4 protein-coding genes and 2 pseudogenes are annotated in these 20,483 nt (G+C 50.6%); all 6 read right to left on the reverse strand.

Going from position 1 to position 20,483, the window contains the following annotated elements:
- Nucleotides 1-105: 105 nt before the first annotated feature.
- The 6 genes and pseudogenes from AC4G47_RS14345 to AC4G47_RS14370 all read right to left on the reverse strand — a co-directional run bounded on the left by AC4G47_RS14345 (nt 106) and on the right by AC4G47_RS14370 (nt 20,462).
- The gene (locus AC4G47_RS14345; RefSeq protein WP_491106474.1) at nt 106-1,305 is read right to left on the reverse strand and encodes a cytochrome P450; all 1,200 of its coding nucleotides are present in this window, start codon (nt 1,303-1,305) and stop codon (nt 106-108) included.
- Between the two features lie 106 nt (nt 1,306-1,411).
- A complete protein-coding gene (locus AC4G47_RS14350; protein ID WP_458122607.1) occupies nt 1,412-1,927 on the reverse strand; it encodes an isoprenylcysteine carboxylmethyltransferase family protein in 516 nt (171 codons plus the stop codon).
- Nucleotides 1,928-2,029: 102 nt separating this feature from the next.
- Nucleotides 2,030-2,503 (reverse strand): acyl carrier protein, encoded by a 474-nt coding sequence (locus AC4G47_RS14355; RefSeq protein ID WP_491106708.1) that lies wholly within the window; start codon nt 2,501-2,503, stop codon nt 2,030-2,032.
- A gap of 204 nt (nt 2,504-2,707) precedes the next feature.
- Nucleotides 2,708-4,348 (reverse strand): annotated as a pseudogene (locus AC4G47_RS14360) (type I polyketide synthase); the annotation flags it as partial.
- A 180-nt stretch (nt 4,349-4,528) separates the two neighbouring features.
- Nucleotides 4,529-9,439, reverse strand: a pseudogene (locus tag AC4G47_RS14365) (SDR family NAD(P)-dependent oxidoreductase); the annotation flags it as partial.
- A 19-nt stretch (nt 9,440-9,458) separates the two neighbouring features.
- On the reverse strand, nt 9,459-20,462 hold the full coding sequence (locus tag AC4G47_RS14370; protein WP_491106475.1) for an SDR family NAD(P)-dependent oxidoreductase: 11,004 nt from the start codon (nt 20,460-20,462) through the stop codon (nt 9,459-9,461).
- Nucleotides 20,463-20,483 lie beyond the last annotated feature (21 nt).

The following is a 20,483-nucleotide window of genomic DNA, read 5'->3' on the forward strand; positions in this document are numbered from 1 at the left end:
ATTCATTATGTAATATTATAATAAATTACAATTAAGTAAATAAAAAGTGCCTAAGGTCATGGTTCACCCCAGACACTTTTTTCGTCTTTTCACCTAACAGATTGATCAGCCTTGAAGCAGAACGGATAAATTTTTCAGCCCGTATACATTGCTGGGGTTGACGTCGACCTCATATTGGGGATGCACTTGAAGCCCCGGATAGGTAGTCAGCATCGCTGTCAGCGCCGCTTTGGCTTCCATTCTGGCCAGATGGGAGCCCATGCAAAAATGGATGCCTTTACCCAGAGCCAAATGGGGGTTATTCTTTCTGCCAAGAATGAACTTATCGCCCTCTTCAAATATGTCCTCATCCCGGTTCGCCGAACCGATCCAATTGACAACATAGTCGCCGGGCTCCAGTATTTTGCCGCCAATCTCTGTGCGTTTGAGCACTTTGCGAATCGCGCGCTGCAACGGAGAGCGGTAACGTAACATCTCCTCGACAGCCGATGGGATCATTTGCGGATGCTGCGCCAGTTCCTTAACCAGCTGATAGTCATTGAATGTGTAGATGGCGTTGGTGATGAGACTGGTGGTGGTTTCATTTCCTGCGATAAGCAGCATGACACAGCTTGCAATCAGCGACTCGGAAGACAGCTTTTCCCCATCTTCCTCCGCCTGTGTCAGGTCGGATATGATATCATCGGCTGGATTACGGCGTTTCAGTTCAATGATGTCCTGAAAATAGGCTACAAGCTGTGCACTCGCCTGAGCCTGCAGCTGATAAATGCGCATATATTCTTCGGGCGTATTCTCCTGGGGAGCCAGAGTTAGTGTGTTTGCCCAGTCCCGGAACTGCTCACGGTCGCTTGTAGGAACACCAAGCAACTCGGAAATAACAATCATCGGCAGCGGGGAGGCAAAATCCTGCACCATATCTATTTCGATCCGTCCTTCAATCGATTCCATCAGCTCCTGGACAATCATATCAATTCTGGACGCCCAGGAGGACATCGCTTTAGGTGTGAATGCTTTGGCTAACAGCGCGCGGCTGATGGTATGCTTGGGCTGATCCTGAAAAATGATCGTATCCTGAATAATCGGTGGAGCAAGTACCTTGTTGGAGAAGTATTCCTTATCCTCAGCAACCCGTTTTACATCCTCGTATTTGAATACACTCCAGACATCCTCTGCTTCGTTATAATGAACCGGATCTTCTTGTCGCATTTTTTTGTACCATGCAAATGGCTCATATTTCTCCGCGTTGGTCTTAAAGCCTGTAACCAAGTTCAAATCGGGGAAACTGCTTCTTTCCTTGATATTCATGCTAATCGCTCTCCTTTATATCCAGATGTGCAGAGGGGATGCAGCCCGTTTGGTCCAAACAGACATTGGAAAGAGCCAGCAGCTGCCGTAAGGTTACAACCAATTCCTAGTACTGAGTGAACGTTTGTTTCATCACTTTTTCCTCCAGATTAATCCGGTTGAACAGTGTAATGAGATGAAGGATAAACAAAGGCACAAATACAGGCCAGGCTTGAGAAATCAGTGCAAAACCGATAAGCTCGGGAATGATGTTCAGGTAATAATTGGGATGGCGGACCAGCCGGAACAGCGAGCTTTGCACCAGTTTGTGGTCTCTTGCAATGTATAGCTTGTAGGTCCAGAAAGGGCTGAGTTTGCGAATAACATAGATGAGACAGCAAAGGGCAAATACATACACGACAAGACCAATCACGGTCAACGCATTAAACTGCACATCGTAAATAAAGGCGTATACAATGCAGCTCAGATAAATCAGGTTTTGCAGCACAAATAGCACTTTGCTGTTCAGGTTGCCGTACTCTGTGCCGCCTCCTGCAACGATCTTTTTCTCGTTACGCATGGCAATAATAACCGATGGTATACGAATGAGTGAGATTATAATTAACAAAAATCCAATCCACATGGTGATCCGCTCCTTTTTATCGCTTTTTATATTGGCAAGTATGATTACATGCATTTACTCGCCGAAACTTTCTTGCTGGAACTTTATTCGACTTGGTACTAATCAGAGAGTGTCCGGTACCAGTTTCCTCTGATCTTCTGGATGCGTTGGGTTCAGGGAAACGCTGATGACGTCCTGCAAGGTATGACATTTATTCAGATCTTCCATACCAATATTAGAGGAAATCCGAGCTTGGAGATGATGAAGAAGCTGAAGCGCCAGTACAGAGTCCATTCCGTAATCTTCCAGCGAACGATGCTCGTCCATGTCGTCTGGTGGTATTCCCAGCAGAGTTGCAATAATGTTTCTGACCTCACTATCAACCGAAGGATTCGGGGCTGTTGATCCGATAGCCTCAGCTTTGGCAACGGGTATAGTTTCAATTTCTTCGTTACTTGCTTCGAAGGACTCTTCTATACCAGAACTTTTCACTCCAACCCAGTATTTATCGCGTACAAACGGATAGGTTGGAAGGGATATCCGCTCAGGACGATCCTCTGTATATAACAGCTCCCACTGGATCGCTACACCCTGCACCCACAGTTCAAGCAATTTATGGTATTTGCGACGTATAATCCATTTTTGCAGCGCTTCGCCGAGTTCTTCATCCTCTCTGAACAGTGCTGCCGTCCGTCTGTGAGCAGCAATGGAGCCAATATGGAGCTTGTGACCTTTCGCAGATTCTGATGAACGCTGCGCATGTACGGGATCATCCGAATCCGTCCACAGGTGCGCTTCCTGAACATAGTCGTCCAGCAAGGATTTTAGCTCTGTAATCGATGTGGCTACGAAGCCTGCACGGTATTCCATCGCTTGTCTTCCTGTCTGAAGTGTACAGGCAATGCGGTGCAGATGTTGAGAAGTATCCTCCTCCTCATTGCGGAGCAGGGCAGCCGACAGCTGGATCATCTGTTCCCTTAGCCGCTCCTTGCTTTTGGCCGATAGCACGATTGCAACAGGAGCCAACTTGGATTCAGAAACGGTCAACTCTTCATGCTGTGGTGGTGGTATATATTCCTCCAGAATAACGTGGGCATTGGAACCCCCAAAACCAAAAGAGCTTACTCCTGCCCTACGAGGGATTTCGCTGCCATTGCCGTCTTTGAGTCTCTCCCATTCCTGCGTCTGCCTGACAATGTAGAACGGGCTGAACTCAAGCTGGATATACGGGCTGAGCTGCTCTGCATGCAGGCTTGGAACAAGCTTGCGGTGTTTCATCTGCAATAACACCTTAATTATTCCAGCAATGCCAGAAGCAAGCTCCAGATGACCGATATTTGTTTTGACAGAGCCGATCCCACAGTATGCGGTTGACTGGCCTGGATTGGAAGAATGCCCTGTGGGCGACAAGTCTGCTCTTGTCTCCTGAAATGCTGTCTTGAGCGCATTGATCTCGATTGGATCACCAAGCGGTGTGCCTGTGCCATGCGCTTCAATATAATTTATGGTGGAAGGATCAATTCCCGCCCGAGCATACACAGAATTCAGCAGCGCTGTTTGTGCCTTAGGGTTGGGAGCAGTAAGTGAGCCTGCCTTTCCACCGTGGTTTTCCCCGCTACCGCGGATCAAGCCGTATATGTGGTCATGGTCGCGCTGAGCATCACTCAATTTCTTCAGAAAAATCATTCCAACCCCTTCGCCACGGCCGTAACCGCTTGCCTCGCTTGAAAAGGTTTTGCAGCGCCCGTCCGCGCTAAGCATGCCCGCTTTGGTCAGACTGATATGAGCATCCACGGACAGGATCGTATTTACACCCCCGGCTACAGCCGTCTCGCAATCCCCATTTCGAATGGCTTGAACGGCCCGATGAATGGCGACCAGGGAGCTGGAGCAGGATGTTTCGACAGGCTGGCTAGGACCGTGTATGTTCAGTGTGTAGCTCATCCGATTAGGGCCGACCGAAGGAACGGTGGCTGTGACGGAGTATGCCTCGACCGCTTCATTCGACTGGGCCAGCATGACATTATATCCGCTGTTGCCTGTGCCAATGAACAGTCCCATGGCCGACCCTGACAGGTCTGACGGTGCATAACCTGCATCTTCAATTACTTTCCACACATGCATCATCAGCAAGCGCTGTTGCGGGTCCATGTGAATGGCTTCCTTGGGCGAAATGCCAAAAAACAGTGGATCGAACTCACTGATTCCGCTCATAAATCCCGCATGTTTTACGTTGGTTTTGCCTTTCTCTCTAAGCGGATCTCCCATAAAATCCTGCCAGCGCCAACGTTCCTCTGGAATCTCCGAAATGCAGTCTTTGCCATTAAGCAGATTGTGCCAAAATTGCTCCGCGTTATCGGCCATTGGAAACTTGGCGCTAATGCCCACAATGGCTATCGGTTCGGCGGAAGACAGCTGGTCTGAACCAGAATCAAGCTTGCTGCTTGTACCTGCATTGGAACGGGCCGATGCGTGTTTATCCTCTTCTGAAGCAGTTGAATGCAATGAAGTTTGCAGCGGTTTATGTGAAACAGCATTTAGCGATTCGGGTTGAGGGGCCGTTCTGGCGGCAAAAAGCTGTGTCCACTTATCGGTATGATTTTGCAGCAAATGAACTGCCAACTCGCGAATAGTGGCATGCTCAAAAAAGATGGCGGGTGTCAAACCCAATCCATGGTCGCGGTTCAACCGATCCGCAAGCTCTGTGAACAGAATGGAATCGAAACCGTATTCTGCCCATTCCGAATCACTGTCCAGATCGTAGATATTGACTTTCAACAGGGAAGACACCGTTTGGGATAATAAGGATAGAGCCTGTTCTTCCCCCTGATTTTCCTGAAACGAAGGCGTCATTACAGATCCCGTAACAGGGTTGGATGCTTCATTTATATGCTGAACGATGTCCGCGCCTTCAACTCCAGAAGAGGATGTTTCCGCGTGGTTCAATTGCAAGCCCTTTTCCTTCTTTGTCTCTGCAAGTGATTGATCTTCAGCCTGAATCCAGTAACGATTTCTGGCAAAAGGATACGTTGGTACACGAACAATAGTCGGCTTCTTCTGAAGATCATCATACAAGGCCGTCCAGTCTATCGCCTGTCCCTGCTCCCACAATGCAGCCCATTGATGAGGCCTCTCCAACAAAGGACGTTCTTTCACCGAAAGCATTTCATAAGGTGTTTCACTGAAATGTTGTTGTAATGATGACTGGCCTTTCAGGTACTGATCGATCTGTTCCACCAGTTCACTGTGGCTGCTGCCCGTCCAAGCAACCCTGTATTTCATGTCCGTTCTTCCAACCTGAAACGTGTAGGCGATGTCTATTAGGCGCTCAGACAGACCACCGTTCTCCAAATAAAGACGAACCTGGCGAGCGTATTCGATCAATCTTTCCTGTGTTCTGGCCGAGATCGGAAGAACCACTTCACCATTCTCTGAAGCTTCCCCTCCATTGGAATCCGCATCTAATGCAGAACGATCTGTCCATGAGGCTGTAACTGGAATATATTCCTCCACGATCAGGTGTGCATTGCTTCCGCTTGCGCCAAAAGAGCTCAACCCGGCACGAATAGGCCACTCCGCGTAGCGCCCATTTTGTTGTCCATGACGGCGCTCCCAGCGCTGGGTCGTCCGCTGCACGTGGAAGCAGGTGTTCTCAAACGGAATCAGCGGGTTCAGCTCCTCAGCATGCAGCGAAGGAAACAACTCCCTGTGCTTGATTTGAAGGATAAGCTTGGTTAGCCCGGCGACGCCTGCTGCTGCCTCCAGATGTCCAATGTTGGACTTCAGGGAACCGACAGCACAGTTTCGGCCCGGATTGCGGCTGTTTCGAAAGGCTCGCTCCAGCCCCTGAATTTCAATGGGATCACCCAGTGACGTTCCGGTTCCGTGGGCTTCGATATATCCGATGGTTCCTGGCTCAACGTCTGCTGCCGCGAGTGCATCTGCGATGACTTCCGATTGGGCCACTGGATCTGGCACCGTCGTTCCGGACGTTTTGCCAGCATGATTCAGAGCCGAGCCCTTAATGACACCATAGACCGGATAACCTTGCTTGCGAGCTTCAGCCACCGTTGTGAGCAGGACAGCGCCTACACCTTCACTTGGTACATAGCCGTCCCCATCCTTGCCAAAGCTGCGACATTTTCCGTCCGATGATAGAAACTTGGCCTGTTTCAGGAATACATACTTATGGGGATGGGTGACCAGATTCACACCTCCTGCTATGGCATACTGGCTCTGTCCATGTCGAATGCTCTCGCAGGCCAAATGTATCGCTGTCAATGAGGATGAGCACATGCTATCTACAGCGATGGATGGACCATGGAAATTCAGGTGGTAAGAAACCAGATTGGCGATGGCTGAAGCGTTGCTGCCCATGGCCGTAGGAGTGCCTTGCTGCGTCATGGCTGCGCCAAGCAGTTCATAATGGTTCCAGAACACGCCAGCAAATACACCGACATTCCGCTTGGCTGCTGATGCATCAAGATGCTTGTCACGTTCAATAGCAAAGCCAGCATCCTCACAGGCTGTCCAGGCCGCCTGCAAGAACAGACGTGCCTGTGGGTCCATCCTCTCGGCTTGAAGCGGCGAAATTTGGAAGAAGGCCGAGTCAAAGTCATCGATCATGTCCAGAAATCCGCCAGCCGGGTAATATTCAGAAGCGGAATACGGAAGATGTAGCTCCGTCCAGCGTTCATCCGGCATGGGCGTGATACAATCCCGTCCCTCTTTCAAAATCCGGGCCAATTCGTCCATGTTGTTTGCTGAGGGATACCTTCCCGCCATGCCAATGACAGCAATATCTTCCGGATCAGATGGCGGCGGCAAATGAATGGCCATGTCGTCTCCCATAGCGGACTGAATCCGGGATTTGTTGCCGTATACAAGAACGACCTGCGAAACATTCTGAGCAATAATCCGATCGACAAGCTCCATCCCCTCAGCCAGTGGCAGCGGCATTGAACCCGAGGACATATACATGCTGCTGCGAATGTGATCATTCACTTGCATACCGCCATCTGCCCATAGCGGCCAGTTAATCGTAAACTGGCGTGGAATTGCCCCTTGTGTTCCACCTCTCTCCTGATGATTCAACAAAAGTCTGTCCATGCAGCTGTTGGCCACAGCATAATCGGCCTGCCCTTTGTTGCCTACAATGGCTGACAGGGAGGAAAACGCAACCGTGAACTCTGGCCTAAGACCATTTAAGGCCTGCTCCAGATTCCAGAGTCCATCCATTTTGGGCTTCAACACCTGTTCCAGGTCGGACAAAGGCTTTTGGAGAATCAACTGGTCTTTGGCAGTTCCTGCACAGTGAAATACCCCCGTGATTCCGCCATACTGATCCCGAATCTGCAGTACAGCCTGCTCCAGCTCGGCCTGAACGGTTGTATCGGCCTGAATATACATGGCTTCTGCACCGTTGATGCGCAGCGGATTCAGTTTGCTCTGAATGTTTTCATTCAGCGGAGAACGCCCGACAAGAACCAGCTTGCATTTGCATCGGCGGGAAAGATGAACGGCCAGCGCATACCCCAGCCCGCCCATGCCGCCGGTAATAAGGTAGACTCCGCCAGGTTTATAGGACTTTTCCGTAGAGACCCCTGGAACAGGTATCTCCACCAGCTTGCGAACATGCCGCTGAAGGGAGTCTCCTTTGTACCATATGCAGACAGCGGACCCTGACGAGATGTTTTCGGCTTCGAGTCGAAGTCGACGAATCAACGTCTCATCCATGGAGCTTTCATGCAGATCCATTCTGATTAATTGAGCCCCTAAGGCTGGAAGCTCCATCGCGGCCGTCTTTACCAGCCCTTCAAATCCGTGAATGTATCCTCCCGTGTCACGGGAATCCGACAGCACTTGAAGAACGATTCGTCTGCCCGCATTCGGGTGAATTGCTTTTGCCTGGATCATTCCGTATAACGCGCTTACCTTCTGGCGGTACAGATCAGCGTCCATGGACGAGTGATCAGGCAATTGATGAACCTCGGATATATCAGGCTGAAGCTCCATCTTGGCAGCAAGAGCCGGATAGTCGCCATAGAGAACAACTATCCGGTACGGGGTGTGTTCGGACTGAAGCTCTTTTCCATCCGCTATCGTGTGTCGGGCAGATTCAGCCGCATGGATATCCCGGGTTTCAATCCATTTAGGCTCATAACACACAGGCTCTCCATTTTTTTCGATTTCTCTTGCTGCTGGTATTTCCGAATGCGTTGCAGGTTGTTCATCAGTCGAATGACTTCTTTGGGACGGAAGCGTATTCAAGTTCACACTTTCCGACACCGCTGCTGCCTCATTCCAGGCGTCGGAACAATGTGTATGCAGGTATTCGGTCAATGCCTGCACGGAAGAGTGCTCAAACAGCAGCGTTGGATAAAGCGCCATGTTCACCCGGTTTTCCAGCCGTTTCACCAGCTCAAGCAAATGCATGGAATCTAGTCCCTGCTCATAGAAGCCTGTCCGCTCATCCACTGCCTCAGGTAAAATGTGCAGCATGCGTGCGATTTCAGCTTTCACATAAGCCGAAATCGTGGTTCGGATCTGATCTTGGGAGCCCGCAGACATTACAGTTGTCTTTGCCCATTCGGAACTTTCAGCTATTGCCGTTTCAGAAGCTGGCTTGTCGTTGTGTCCAGTTGTCATCGTGTTTGTCAGTCCGGTAATGGATGTGGCATGGCGAACTCTTTTTGCCTTCAAATGTACAAACTCCGCAAGCAATCTGCCCTCTTGATCTGTAACAGCAATGCTGCGGGAGATGATATCCCCACCGGAAAGATCACTTGGTGTTTGCTCGGTAAACGTGCGAATCTCAGCTGGAAAACGGTCGTATATAACAAATCGTTCAATCATGAACGGAATGTATGGCGGGACTTCTGCATCCAGCCCGCCGACATTCCCCAGGCGGAAGGACGACCCGGCAAAGGTCGCCCCGTCCAACAGGGCCACATGAGCGTGGAACTTGTCCAGAAACTGCTCGGCCAGGCTGCTCAGCCGGATATCCATCCACTCCATTTGATCTTGTCTGTAGACATCTCCTTGGTTTTTCATAAAGGAAAAATGCTGTATATCCGCCTGTCGGGCGAGCTGATAGATCTGATCCATATCCCACGTCTGAAGCCCGTCTGTGTCTTTGGAAGGCAGCGGGTGTTTATCCTGTACAGGTTGTACAGCTCCCTTCCCGCTGAGCAAATACAGCTTGCATTCCATATTCAGCACATTAGATGAAGACGGCTCACCGTCTTTAGGTACTTTGCGGCTATGGATGGTGACCTGACCCTCATCCATCTTCATGGAAAGTGTCAGCATGATATCCACATCAAATTCCGTCGAAGTGACAATCGGCTGTGTAAACACGATATCCCGAAGTTCAATGGAGGTTGTACGCAGATGGCTTCCGCTCAGTCGGTACACCATATCCAGCAGCACCACACCCGGAAGGGTGCAGACGCCGTGAACACGATGATCTCTCACGAAATAGTCGCTGTGGCGCAATCGCTGTAAAAATGATTCGGTTGCAGGCAATGTCATGATCCGCGTCACTCCCTTCTCATAGCTTGATGAAATCAAAAAAGCTCGAATGCTCCGATAGTTTTTGCATCGACGATGCAGCTGAAACAATGGACGATGCCTCCACCGGTTCCATTGTCTTGACGGGTGGCCAGCAATACTTGCGTTGAAAAGGTGAATCAGGGAAACGAAGCGGCAGGCTCACCATGCGTTCGACAGGAATGCCTTCATTGCTGACAATGACGTGTGCGTTGTTGCCTCCAAGTCCGAATGCACTAATACCTGCCCGCAGTATGTCGCTTGGACCACTTCCCCACGGCTGGTGCTGCTGCACGATATAAAAAGGAGATTCCCCGAACTGGAACCGCGGATTGGGCTGGTCGCAGTGAATCGTCGGCGGAAGCTCGCGGTGAGCAAGCGAGAGCAGCACCTTGATCAGGCTGGCAATGCCCGATGCGCTCAGCAGATGCCCAATATTGCTTTTGACACTGCCTACGCCGCAAAACTGGCGCTGATTTGTATATTTTGCAAAAACACCTGTCAAAGCCTTAAGTTCGATGGGATCACCGATTAGTGTCCCTGTTCCATGTGTCTCGATATAGCTTATGGTGGAAGGATGAATGCCTGCATTTGAAATCGCTTTTTCCAGTAATTCCTGCTGGGCTTCCGGGTTAGGTGTGGTAATGCCCATCGTTTGACCATCGTTATTGATGGAAGTACCATCGATGACTCCATAGATCTCGTCCTGATCGGCGATGGCTGTTGACAGCGGTTTAAGTAATACAACGCCGCAACCTTCACCCAGCCCGATGCCGTTTGCGTCCGCACTGAACGTTTTGCAACGAGAATCCGGGGATAATACGCTGGCAGCTCCAAGCATCTCGTAGGGCGCATCATCAAGCAGAATGTCCACACCGCCCGCAAAAGCGAGATCGCATTCCCCATCTAGCAGACTTCGTACAGCAAGATGAACTGCGGTAAGTGAACTGGAACAAGCGGTATCCACCACCATGTTGGGACCTTTCAGATTATAAAAATGGGACAGATGTGCAGCGATAAAGTTTTGGCCGATGCCAACGATTGTATCTTTGGTGCTGCCGCCCAGCTTGGACGAAAAGTTGCTCGCTCTGGAGCCAACAAATACGCCGGTCTGCGAATTCCACAAACGTTCCCGGCTGTATCCTGCGTCTGCGGCGGCCTCCACGCTCACTTCCAGCAGTTGGCGCTGGAGCGGATCGAGCTGTTCTGCCAGCGTATCCGTAATTCGGAAAAATTCGGGATCAAATTGTTCAATGTCCCGAATGAATGCCCCAATGCGCTTGCTGGAAGCGGAAGTCCTATTGGTGCTGCTGCCTGTCAACCTCAAGCGTTCCGCCGGGAGCTCGGTCATGCTATCTTTACCCTTTTGCAGATTGGACCAGAATTGCGCCGGATTCTCGGCATCAGGAAAATGACAGGCGACGCCAACAATCGCGATTTTATCCCGTTTCTTGGTTTGTTCCAGCTCCACTGGTTTTCCTTGTGCTTCATCCACAGGATCATTCAGTTCGTTCAGTCCGGTGCGACCCTCCATATCTGCTTTAGCATGTTGCACAGGAGTGTAAGTCATTGAACGAACATCGGAAGGTGTTCCAGTCGAATTTTTCGCCAACTTGGAGTTGGGTGCCATCAACAGGTCAGCCAAAGATTCGGGATAGACTCGAACCAGATGTTTTGCTAATTGGCGCAGTGTTGGATGTTCAAGCAGCAGCGAAGGGTCTGTAGCAACATGCTGCAGCTCTCGGTCCATGACCGTCAGAACCTGGACAAGCAGGATCGAATCCATTCCGTAGTGCTGAAAAGGAGTATCTTCATCCAGCCGGGATTCATCCAATCTCAGTTCTTTCGCCATCAAAGCCTTGAGCCACTCCAGTGTCCTGTTCTCAAGCTCCTCCGTGAAGCTTGCGGTCATCCGCTCCACCGGGCGCGGAATTAACGGGATGAATACCTGCTGTGCTTCACTTAACGATGCCTCTGCCTGTTGCTCCGCTTGTTGTTCTCTCTTGAGAACAGGTTCCGATGCAACTACAGCTGGCAGAATAACAGGTCCCCTGTTTTCCCGAATAATCCGATCCAGCCATAACATTGCTTCCGCATCGGTGATGCTGAGAAGGCCACTCTGGCGATATGCCTCGCCAGTGACCGCACCAAAGCCGGATTCCTGCCAGCTTGGCCACTGTATGCTGATGACCGGGAATGAAGAGATGGCTTTTTCCCGGGCTGCGGCTGCGGCGAAATAGTCCATATAGGCGTTAGCCATCGCATAGTCGCTCTGCCCTGCACCCAGCGAAGGCATCGCTGAGGATACGGAGGAAAACAGCACAAAGAAGCGCAATGGCTCATGCCTGAACGCATGAAACAACGCATGTACCCCGCTTGTTTTTGGATCAAGCACCCGCTGCACGGCATCCGCCTGCTTGCGAATAAAAGCCGGATTGGCAGTATCCACGTTGCCAGCACAATGAATAACCCCTCCAACAGGCCCCATTGAGCGCTTAACTCTGGCCAGTTCTGCCTGAATGGCGTTCTCGTTCGTAAGAGGGATATCCGTAACAAGCACCTCGGCCCCCAGTTGTTCGAGTTCCAACAGGGATCTGATTTTGGCGCCCATCGCAGTGTCATGGCTCGTATATGCGTCCCATTCCTCCCGCTGTGGAATGGCTTCCCGTCCAGTCAGCAACAGCCGCTTCACGTTGTGGTGCTTCACAAAATGGCGGGCACATGCCATTCCAAGGCCGCGGGTACCTCCGGTAATCCACAACACCTGATTGGCTTCCAGAAAAGGCCGTTCCGGATCGATTGAAAATTCAGATTCCGTAACATCTTTGTTCATACCCGCCCCAAAAGGCATCTCACGCATATAGGAACGCCAGCGTTTACCATCACGGTAGCATATCTCCGGTTCCCGATCTGTTTGCCGGAACTCTGTTGTAATGCATTCGATCGTTGCTTCTTCCGATGCCGACGGATCGACATCCAGATGTCTGGATTGGATGCTTCGGTATTCGGCTTGCAGCATGCGAAACAGACCCGCACGAGAGGCGTGGGCCAGATTCACTTTCGAATTGCGGAACGACTCCAAGCCACAGGTCACCAATAGCAGCAGCATCCCCTCATGACCATGGACTTCTATGATGTCTTGCACAAGCTGCAACCATCCCGGTCGGATCTGTTCTTCGCAGGTATCATCAACAGTGGTTTGCCTCATGCATGCTGTCAGATCAATCAAACCTGTCAGTCCATGCTTCAAACGTTCCTCATCTTGGAGCCAATGGCGTCCCGGATCATCCAACTGTTCTTCATTCAAAACCACCGTATGTTTAAAATGTTCTGTTAATCTCGCAGCAAGGGCTGCTGAATCCCGATTGGCAAGGATCAGAATCTTTCCAACAGGGTTGCTTTCATCAGAGATGGATGCAATGTCCGCAAGCTGCCAGTCTTTGTGATAACTAGTCATTTGGCGCTCCGGTGCTGCTTTTTGAATTCCAGCAGATACAGCAGAGTTGAGGTCATCCACATGTTCAGGGATTACGACTTCCTCCGGCAATTCAAACCAGCAGCGCTCACGCTCAAACGGATAGCCAGGCAGACTAACTCGACGAGGCTGTCCTGTGGAATATAGAACACTCCAGTCTGCTTTGATGCCTTTCACCCACAAATCCAGCACTTTTCCGTAAAGTCCTTCATTTAACCAACGGTTCACCACTTCGCCAAAATGCTCATCCATGGCAATTGCTGCCTGCACAGCCTGATAGGATTTGACATTTCCAAGGTATATTCCGTCTACCGCCTCGTTCATGTTCTCATTTCCCAGGAAAAGTTGAAGCCGTTCCTTCAACTCCTGAACGGATCGCACTACGAATCCGAGGCGCTCTTCCATCTCCTGTCTTCCGGTCTGAAGCGTAAATGCCAAGCGCTCCAGCAAACGTTCCGGTTCTTCCTCTGCTCCAGCGGTGAGATGCTTCTCATCCACAGCAGTGAGCAAACGTCTAGCTCGTTCCCTGAGAGCGGATCGGGTTCGCGCCGAGAGCACAATGATGACAGATCCTCCTCTTGTTGCTTCGTTGAAGGTCACCCCCTCATGTGGACGGTAATCTGCTTCCTCAATGATCAGGTGGGCATTGGAACCACCCGCACCAAATGAAGACAAGCCCGCCCTGCGCGGTATCTGGACCCGCTTGCCGTTTTCCATCCGCTGCAACGGCTTCCACGCTTCAGCGTCCCGCTGTACACGAAACGGGGTATGCGCAAAGTCGATATGCGGATTGGCCGGGTCTGAATGCAGAGAGGGCACCAGTTGCCCATGTTTCAGCTGAAGCAAAATTTTGGTCAGTCCGGCAATACCCGCCGCGCTTTCGGCGTGGCCGATGTTGGATTTTACCGACCCGAGAGCGCAAAACTGCTGCTGGTCCGTGGACTCCGCAAACGCTTTGCTTAGGCCGGCAACCTCAATCGGATCTCCAAGCGATGTGCCTGTACCGTGAGCCTCCACATAGGTAATGGTATCGGCGGAGATGTCCGCCTCAGCAATGGCTCTCCCTATGACACATGACTGCGCTGCCGGATTGGGCACGGTATATCCATTCGTTTTTCCGCCGTGATTCAGTGCACTGCCTTTAATAACCCCGTAGATATGGTCTCCGTCTTCGATTGCCTTGTTGAGCGGCTTGAGAATGACTGCTCCGACACCCTCTCCAGGAACATAGCCGTCCCCTTGTGCACCAAAGCTTTTGCATCGGCCTTCGCTTGAAAGGAAGCCACCTTGGTTCAGTAAAATATACTTGTTTGGATGAATCGATACGTTGACACCACCCGCCACCGCCACCTCGCATTCCTTCAATACAAGACTCTGGCAGGCCAGATGAATCGCAGTCAAGGAAGAGGAACACATCGTATCAACAGCCATGCTCGGCCCATTAAAATTGCAATAATACGATATTCGGTTGGCGATGGATGCCGGATTGCCACTTAAAGCGATGGAGGAATCTCCCTTGGCCTGAGCCTGGGCGGCGTACAGCTGGTATTCCTCGTACATGACTCCGACGTACACGCCAACCCTGTTTCCCCAAGTATCTCCGGTTGCAGAAGCCAAACCCTCCGGTGTATACCCTGCATCCTCAATCGCTTCATACGCCGTTTCCAGGAACAGCCGCTCCTGCGGATCCATCATCTGCGCTTCTCTGGGCGAGATATGGAAAAACAAGGGATCAAAACGATCCACGCCCTGGAGGAAGCCTCCCCACTTGCTGCCAGGCTTCGGTGAGTTAGGGTCCGTATGGTGCATATGTAGCCTGTAATCCCAACGATCCAACGGGATTTCAGTAACACTATCCCTGCCCTTCATCAAGTTTTCCCAAAATTGTTCCAGGTCGTCTGCCTCGGGATAACGCCCAGACAGCCCAATAATGGCGATATCCTTGGCAAGTGAGTGCACATGAACATCTGCTGGCCCCGAGGGGCGCTGAGCTGGACGCTGAAATGCACGAAATGGAGGGTGCGGCAGCCCCGATTGAGCAGTTTTAACCGAACGTTCGTTACGTTCTTCATATGGCAGCGTAGGAACGGAAATCAGGCGATTGACGGTATCGCGGTGGGCCTTGATCAGATACCCTCTCAACTCTTTGAGGGTCTGATATTCAAAAAGCAGTGTTTTGGACAACGGCCCGAAAGTACCCTCGAGCTGATCCGTCAATTGAGTAATGCTAATCGAGTCTATACCATACTCTTCCAGTCGAGCGTGGCTTACAATTTGATCTGCGGGCACTTTGAGTACCGCGGATAAGGCCTTTTTCAGAAAAGTATCCAATTCTTCCGCCAGTATATTGTCTGCTGCTGTGGTCTGCGCGTGCTTCGTCGAACGATCCGTTGGCAGGCTGGTTTGACTTGAACGCGGTAATAGTTCGCCCTCAGGAACTAACGGTGCTGATGGGAAAGCGTTCGGGTATCGCTGGCTCAGAAATGCCGAAGCAGATTGCAGCGTTGGATATTCCACGAATAGAACATGACTCAGATCCAACCCACATCGCTCGTTCAACCTTTGGGCCAAGAGCGTTAATTGAGGCTGGTCCAGCCCGCATTCAAGCCAATCCGCTTCGCGGCTAATCTCATCTGGCCCAACACCAAGCAGTTCCGCAGCCAATTCTTGCAACACAGACATGGCACCTGCTTCTGAAACGAATGGGGTATCCCGCGTTGCACGGTTCATATTCCAACGTGTCTCCAGGCTGGAAATCAGCTTCGGAATGTCTCCTTGTACCCCAATGATTTCACATTCTGTGGACTGAAAAGCTCTGTAGAGTATCGTAATACCTGCTTCAAGAGCTAGTGGACGCATTCCCGTATTTTCCCATAAGCCCTTCTCTTCGAAAGGGCTTAAATGCATGCCGCCATCTTTCCATAATGGCCAGTGGATGGCCAGGGTCCTTCCTTGCCGTTTTCCGGCCAGCATTAATTGATGACGATACTGTGCATAGCTGCCCATATACGCGTTGGCTGCAGCGTAATCGCATTGGCCCGGATTTCCATATACACCCGACATGGAGGAGAACAGGATAAAAAAGTCCAGCTTCATCGCCCGTGTTGCTTCATCCAGATGAAAGGTGCCAGCAACTTTCGGAGCCAGCACCTTCTCCATTTCGGCTTTCGTTTTGTTCAAGATATACTGATCTCCCGTTAAACCTGCGCTATGGATGATTCCATCCAGACGGCCGAAGCTATGCTGAATATAAGCAACAAGCTCCAATGTATCTTTTTCCTCGGATATATCCCCTTGGCGATAGATGATCGTGGTACCATTTGTTTTCAAGGGTTCCCACGCTTGCTCCTGATTCGCTGATATGTCTGATCTACCTGTCAAAATCAGCGTTGCGTTGACGACCTTAGAGGCAATCTCACGGGCAAAAATATGGCCCAGACCACCTGCACCTCCTGTAATAAGGTACACCCCGCCATTCTTCCAAGGCATGACATCCGTCTCAGCAGGCAGATGGAGGGCTTTCCAGTGAAGCACTTGTCGTTGTGTGCCTTGGTAGCCGATACATACATCCTCAGACTCCCGATTGAGCTTGATTAGTTCGACAGCACGCTTGGTATTACGTGGTTCTCGAGGCCAGCTCTTCGATTCTGAATATCCCTCTTCCATATCTTCAATGAACTGAACGTGAATCCGGGGATTTTCCAGTGCCGCCGTTCGCAGCAACCCTGTTAATCCGCTATACAGCTGAAAATGATCTTCACGGCTGTACAGCAGCTGAATAAGCACATTCTCAGCGTTGGATGGACTGCTCACCAGTTGTTGAAGTACGTGGAGTACCTGGGTTGAAGCGTACGTAAAACGTTTGGAGCTTGCGCCAACGTTGTCAATATCAGCAATCTTGTCAAATCCAAGCGCTACGATCTCGGTTGGTATTTGCTCTCGCTTCAGTCTTTCCTTTATTTCCTCCGCCAGTTCGGCCCAAGGTTCAGCTAGCATTACGATATGCCTGTCATACGGATGGCCCCACTCATTTCGGGCGTCGGCGGTTCCTTCCCAACGAGGTACCAACATGGCCGTTGCCCGCCCATACGGTTCAGCCCCCGGGACTGTACCGTTGTTCAAGGCTCTGCAACTTAGTCCTTGAATAAGAACACATGGAACCCCTGTACTGGAGAACAGATCAATATCCAGTTTAGGCATGGCATCCGCAGCGGTTAAAACGGAATCAGAGCTGTAACGCACATGAACCCACATTTCTTCAGTGAAGGAGCCCAGAACTTGAAGTTCATCCATGGCATATGGAATGGGCAGCATGGAATTTGCGTTTTCCAGCTCTTTGCCCTCATTGTCCTCCATCCACAGCCCGATAGCGGATTGCAAAGCCCCGTCCAGGATGGCGGGATGCAGTACATAGGATTGCATTTCATGCTTCAGAATAGAAGGCAGACGAATCTGTCCTAACACCTCGCCTGCTCCCACGTGTAACTCAACCAACATCCGATGGGCGAGTCCATAGTTGAGACCACCTTGTTTGTAAATTTGGTAGCATTGATCCGCAGTAAATCGTCTGGTGTTGCAGCGTGCCTTTATCTCGGCCGGATCAATCGCCATGGCTGCGACAAGCTCGGGTTCCAGTGAAACGATGCTGGCATAACCGCTGCTGTGCACCCTATTTTCGCCCGATCCATCCGCAGATATCTCACTATACATTTCATATTGAATAGGCTGATCCTCCAATGAGGCATGTAACCGAATATGTAGAGGCACCGGAGTCTCCCTGACAATAAGAGGACGCATCCACACATGGTTTTTCAGGGTAACAGCGACATTCTCTCCTTGTTGTTCGCCTAAAGCATCGCTGACTGCAGCGTGCGCCATTTCAAGGTAGGCCGCACCGGGTAGAATCCGCTCTTGTCCGATTCGATGATCATTCAGGTAAAATTCCTGGCCGGTCAGAACCGTCACGTATTTTTGCTCCGACAAGTTGGACTTATTCTCATGAAGCAGTGGATGAATAAATGGAATATGACCGGAGTATCCGTTATGGGAAGAATCCCCATTCATTTTGAACTCCACAGAAGGTTCACCAGGTACCCAATACCGTTCTTTGGCAAATGGATACGTAGGCAGGCTGATCTTGCAGTGCCTGAATCCGTTATGGAGTAAGTTCCAGTCCACATTTAGGCCTTTCACCCAAAACTCCAGCAATTTTCCGAACTTGCGTTTGGTAATCCAGTTCATTAAGGTATGGCTCATGTCTGCATCGGTTGACAGTATGGATAGCGGCTGTTGTGCATCACCTGCATATCCCACATACATGTCGTCCATATCCTGATCCCCCGAACAGTAGCTTTCCAGTTTCGACCTTAGTTCCTGTAGCGAACCTGTCACGATGCCAAGGCGCATGTTCATCATCTCACGTCCGGTTTGCAGCGTGTAAGCGATGTTCGCCAATTGTTCCTCTTGATATCGATTGGATCGCAGAGCCGTTAACATGCGTTCACACAATTCACGAAGCTGCTCTTCATTCCGGGCCGACAAAACGATAAGTGCCTGCTGTTTAGCTGGTTTATCCTGCTCAGCCAGCAACATATCTGACTGCTCGGGACAATACTCCTGCACAATGATATGGGCATTGGAACCCCCGGCACCAAATGAGGAAATTCCCGCAATCCGCGGGACTTCCCGTGTAGAGTCTCCTGAATCTATCGTTATTCTGTCCCAGTCACTTAATTGCTTCTGTACTGTAAAAGGCGTCTTGTCGAACTGAATGTGTGGGTTAGGCGGGTCCGCATGAATGGAAGGAACCAGCTGCCGATGCTGCATCTGCAAAAGGACCTTGGTCAGGCCTGCAATGCCTGCTGCACTTTCGCAATGACCAATATTCGATTTGGCTGAGCCAATGGCACATTTGCTGTCCGTTGCTCTTCCTTTCCTAAATGCCTGGGTTAACCCTGTAATTTCGATGGGATCTCCCAGCGAGGTGCCTGTCCCATGAGCTTCGATATAGCTGATGTCCGCAATGTCGATTCCTGCCTCTGCGACAGCTGTTTCAATAACCTCCGCCTGTCTGGCGGGATTGGGAACCGTATAACCGTTCGTTTTGCCGCCGTGGTTAACGGCAGTTCCTTTAATGACGCCATAGATATGATCGCCGTCGGCTATGGCACGGCTTAAAGGTTTGAGCATCACAGCCCCTACACCTTCTCCGGGGACGTAACCGTCACCGCCTTCACCGAAGCTTTCGCAGCGACCTTTCGAAGACAGGAATTGCCCCTGTGTTAACATCACATATTTATTGGGGTGAACAGATACATTGACACCTCCGGCGATTGCGGTTAGGCATTCTTTTTTACGCAGACTCTGACAGGCCAGATGAATGGCCGTGAGTGACGAGGAACACATAGTATCTATCACCATGCTGGGCCCATGAAAATTACAAAAGTACGAGACACGATTGGCAATGGAAGCCGGATTACCGTTTAATGCAAATGGCTCTCTACCCGCAATCCTGGCTTCAGCGCCATACAGCTGATACTCCTGATACATGACTCCTGCGAACACACCGACATTCCCCATCTGATCCGGGGGGGCATCTGGACCTGCGGCCTGTTCACGGGTATATCCCGCATCCTGAAGCGTCTCGTACACACATTCGAGAAACAGTCGCTCCTGTGGATCAATTCGTTCAGCTTCCTTCGGAGAAATCTGAAAAAAGAGTGGATCAAAACGATCCACTCCATCCAAAAATCCGCCCCATTTTCCAGAATGTTTTCCTTTCCTGCCATTCATCTCGGTATGAATCCGATAATCCCATCGATCTTCCGGTATTTCGGTGATGCAGTCTTTCCCAAGTTTCAGGTTCTCCCAGAACTGCTCCAGATTACTAGACTTCGGATATCGTCCAGACATGCCAATGATGGCAATGTCCAGCGATTTGCTATGGTCATGTTCTTTGCTGATCGATTCTCCGCCTTCGCTTGTCGCTGCTGGAATTTTTCTCCTCGAGCCAACAGACGGCTGCCGCTTATTGAACGAATTCAGACTTTCAGACTTCCGAATTGTGCTGGAATCAAGCTCAGAAGTACGGAATTGTACGTCTGAATTGCTTTTCGCCTGCCCCCCTGTGAGTTGCTCCAGTCGTTCCCGGTGATGGCTCATGAAATACTCGGCAAGCTCCGCTATATTTTGGTATTCATAGAACAATGTCTTGGACAGCGGACCAAATTGCTGTTCCAATTGATCCGTCAGTTTCATCACCATCACGGAATCAATGCCATAGTTCTCCAGAGGCGCATGTGCGTCGATCTGCCGTTCCGGCAGCATAAGGCTAGAGGACAATGTTTTTTTGACATAACGAATGGCTTTTTCGTTGATATCGTCCTCTCTCTCTTCATGGAGCGTCTCTTTCAAGCTCGACTCCTGTTCTCCAGATTCGGACAACAGCCTTTGCAGCTCCTCCGCTGCCTGCTGATCGCTGAGCTTTCCTTGCTGAATCTTTCGATACAATGTGGACAGTTGGTCTTCCAAAGCGATCACCTCCTTAAAGAA

It is taken from the genome of Paenibacillus sp. Negev47, from assembly GCF_058313655.1.

Coding starts and splice junctions, on each gene's coding strand:
- AC4G47_RS14350 (WP_458122607.1), bottom strand. CDS start 1,927: ATGTGGATTGGATTTTTGTTAATTATAATCTCACTCATTCGTATACCA.
- AC4G47_RS14345 (WP_491106474.1), bottom strand. CDS start 1,305: ATGAATATCAAGGAAAGAAGCAGTTTCCCCGATTTGAACTTGGTTACA.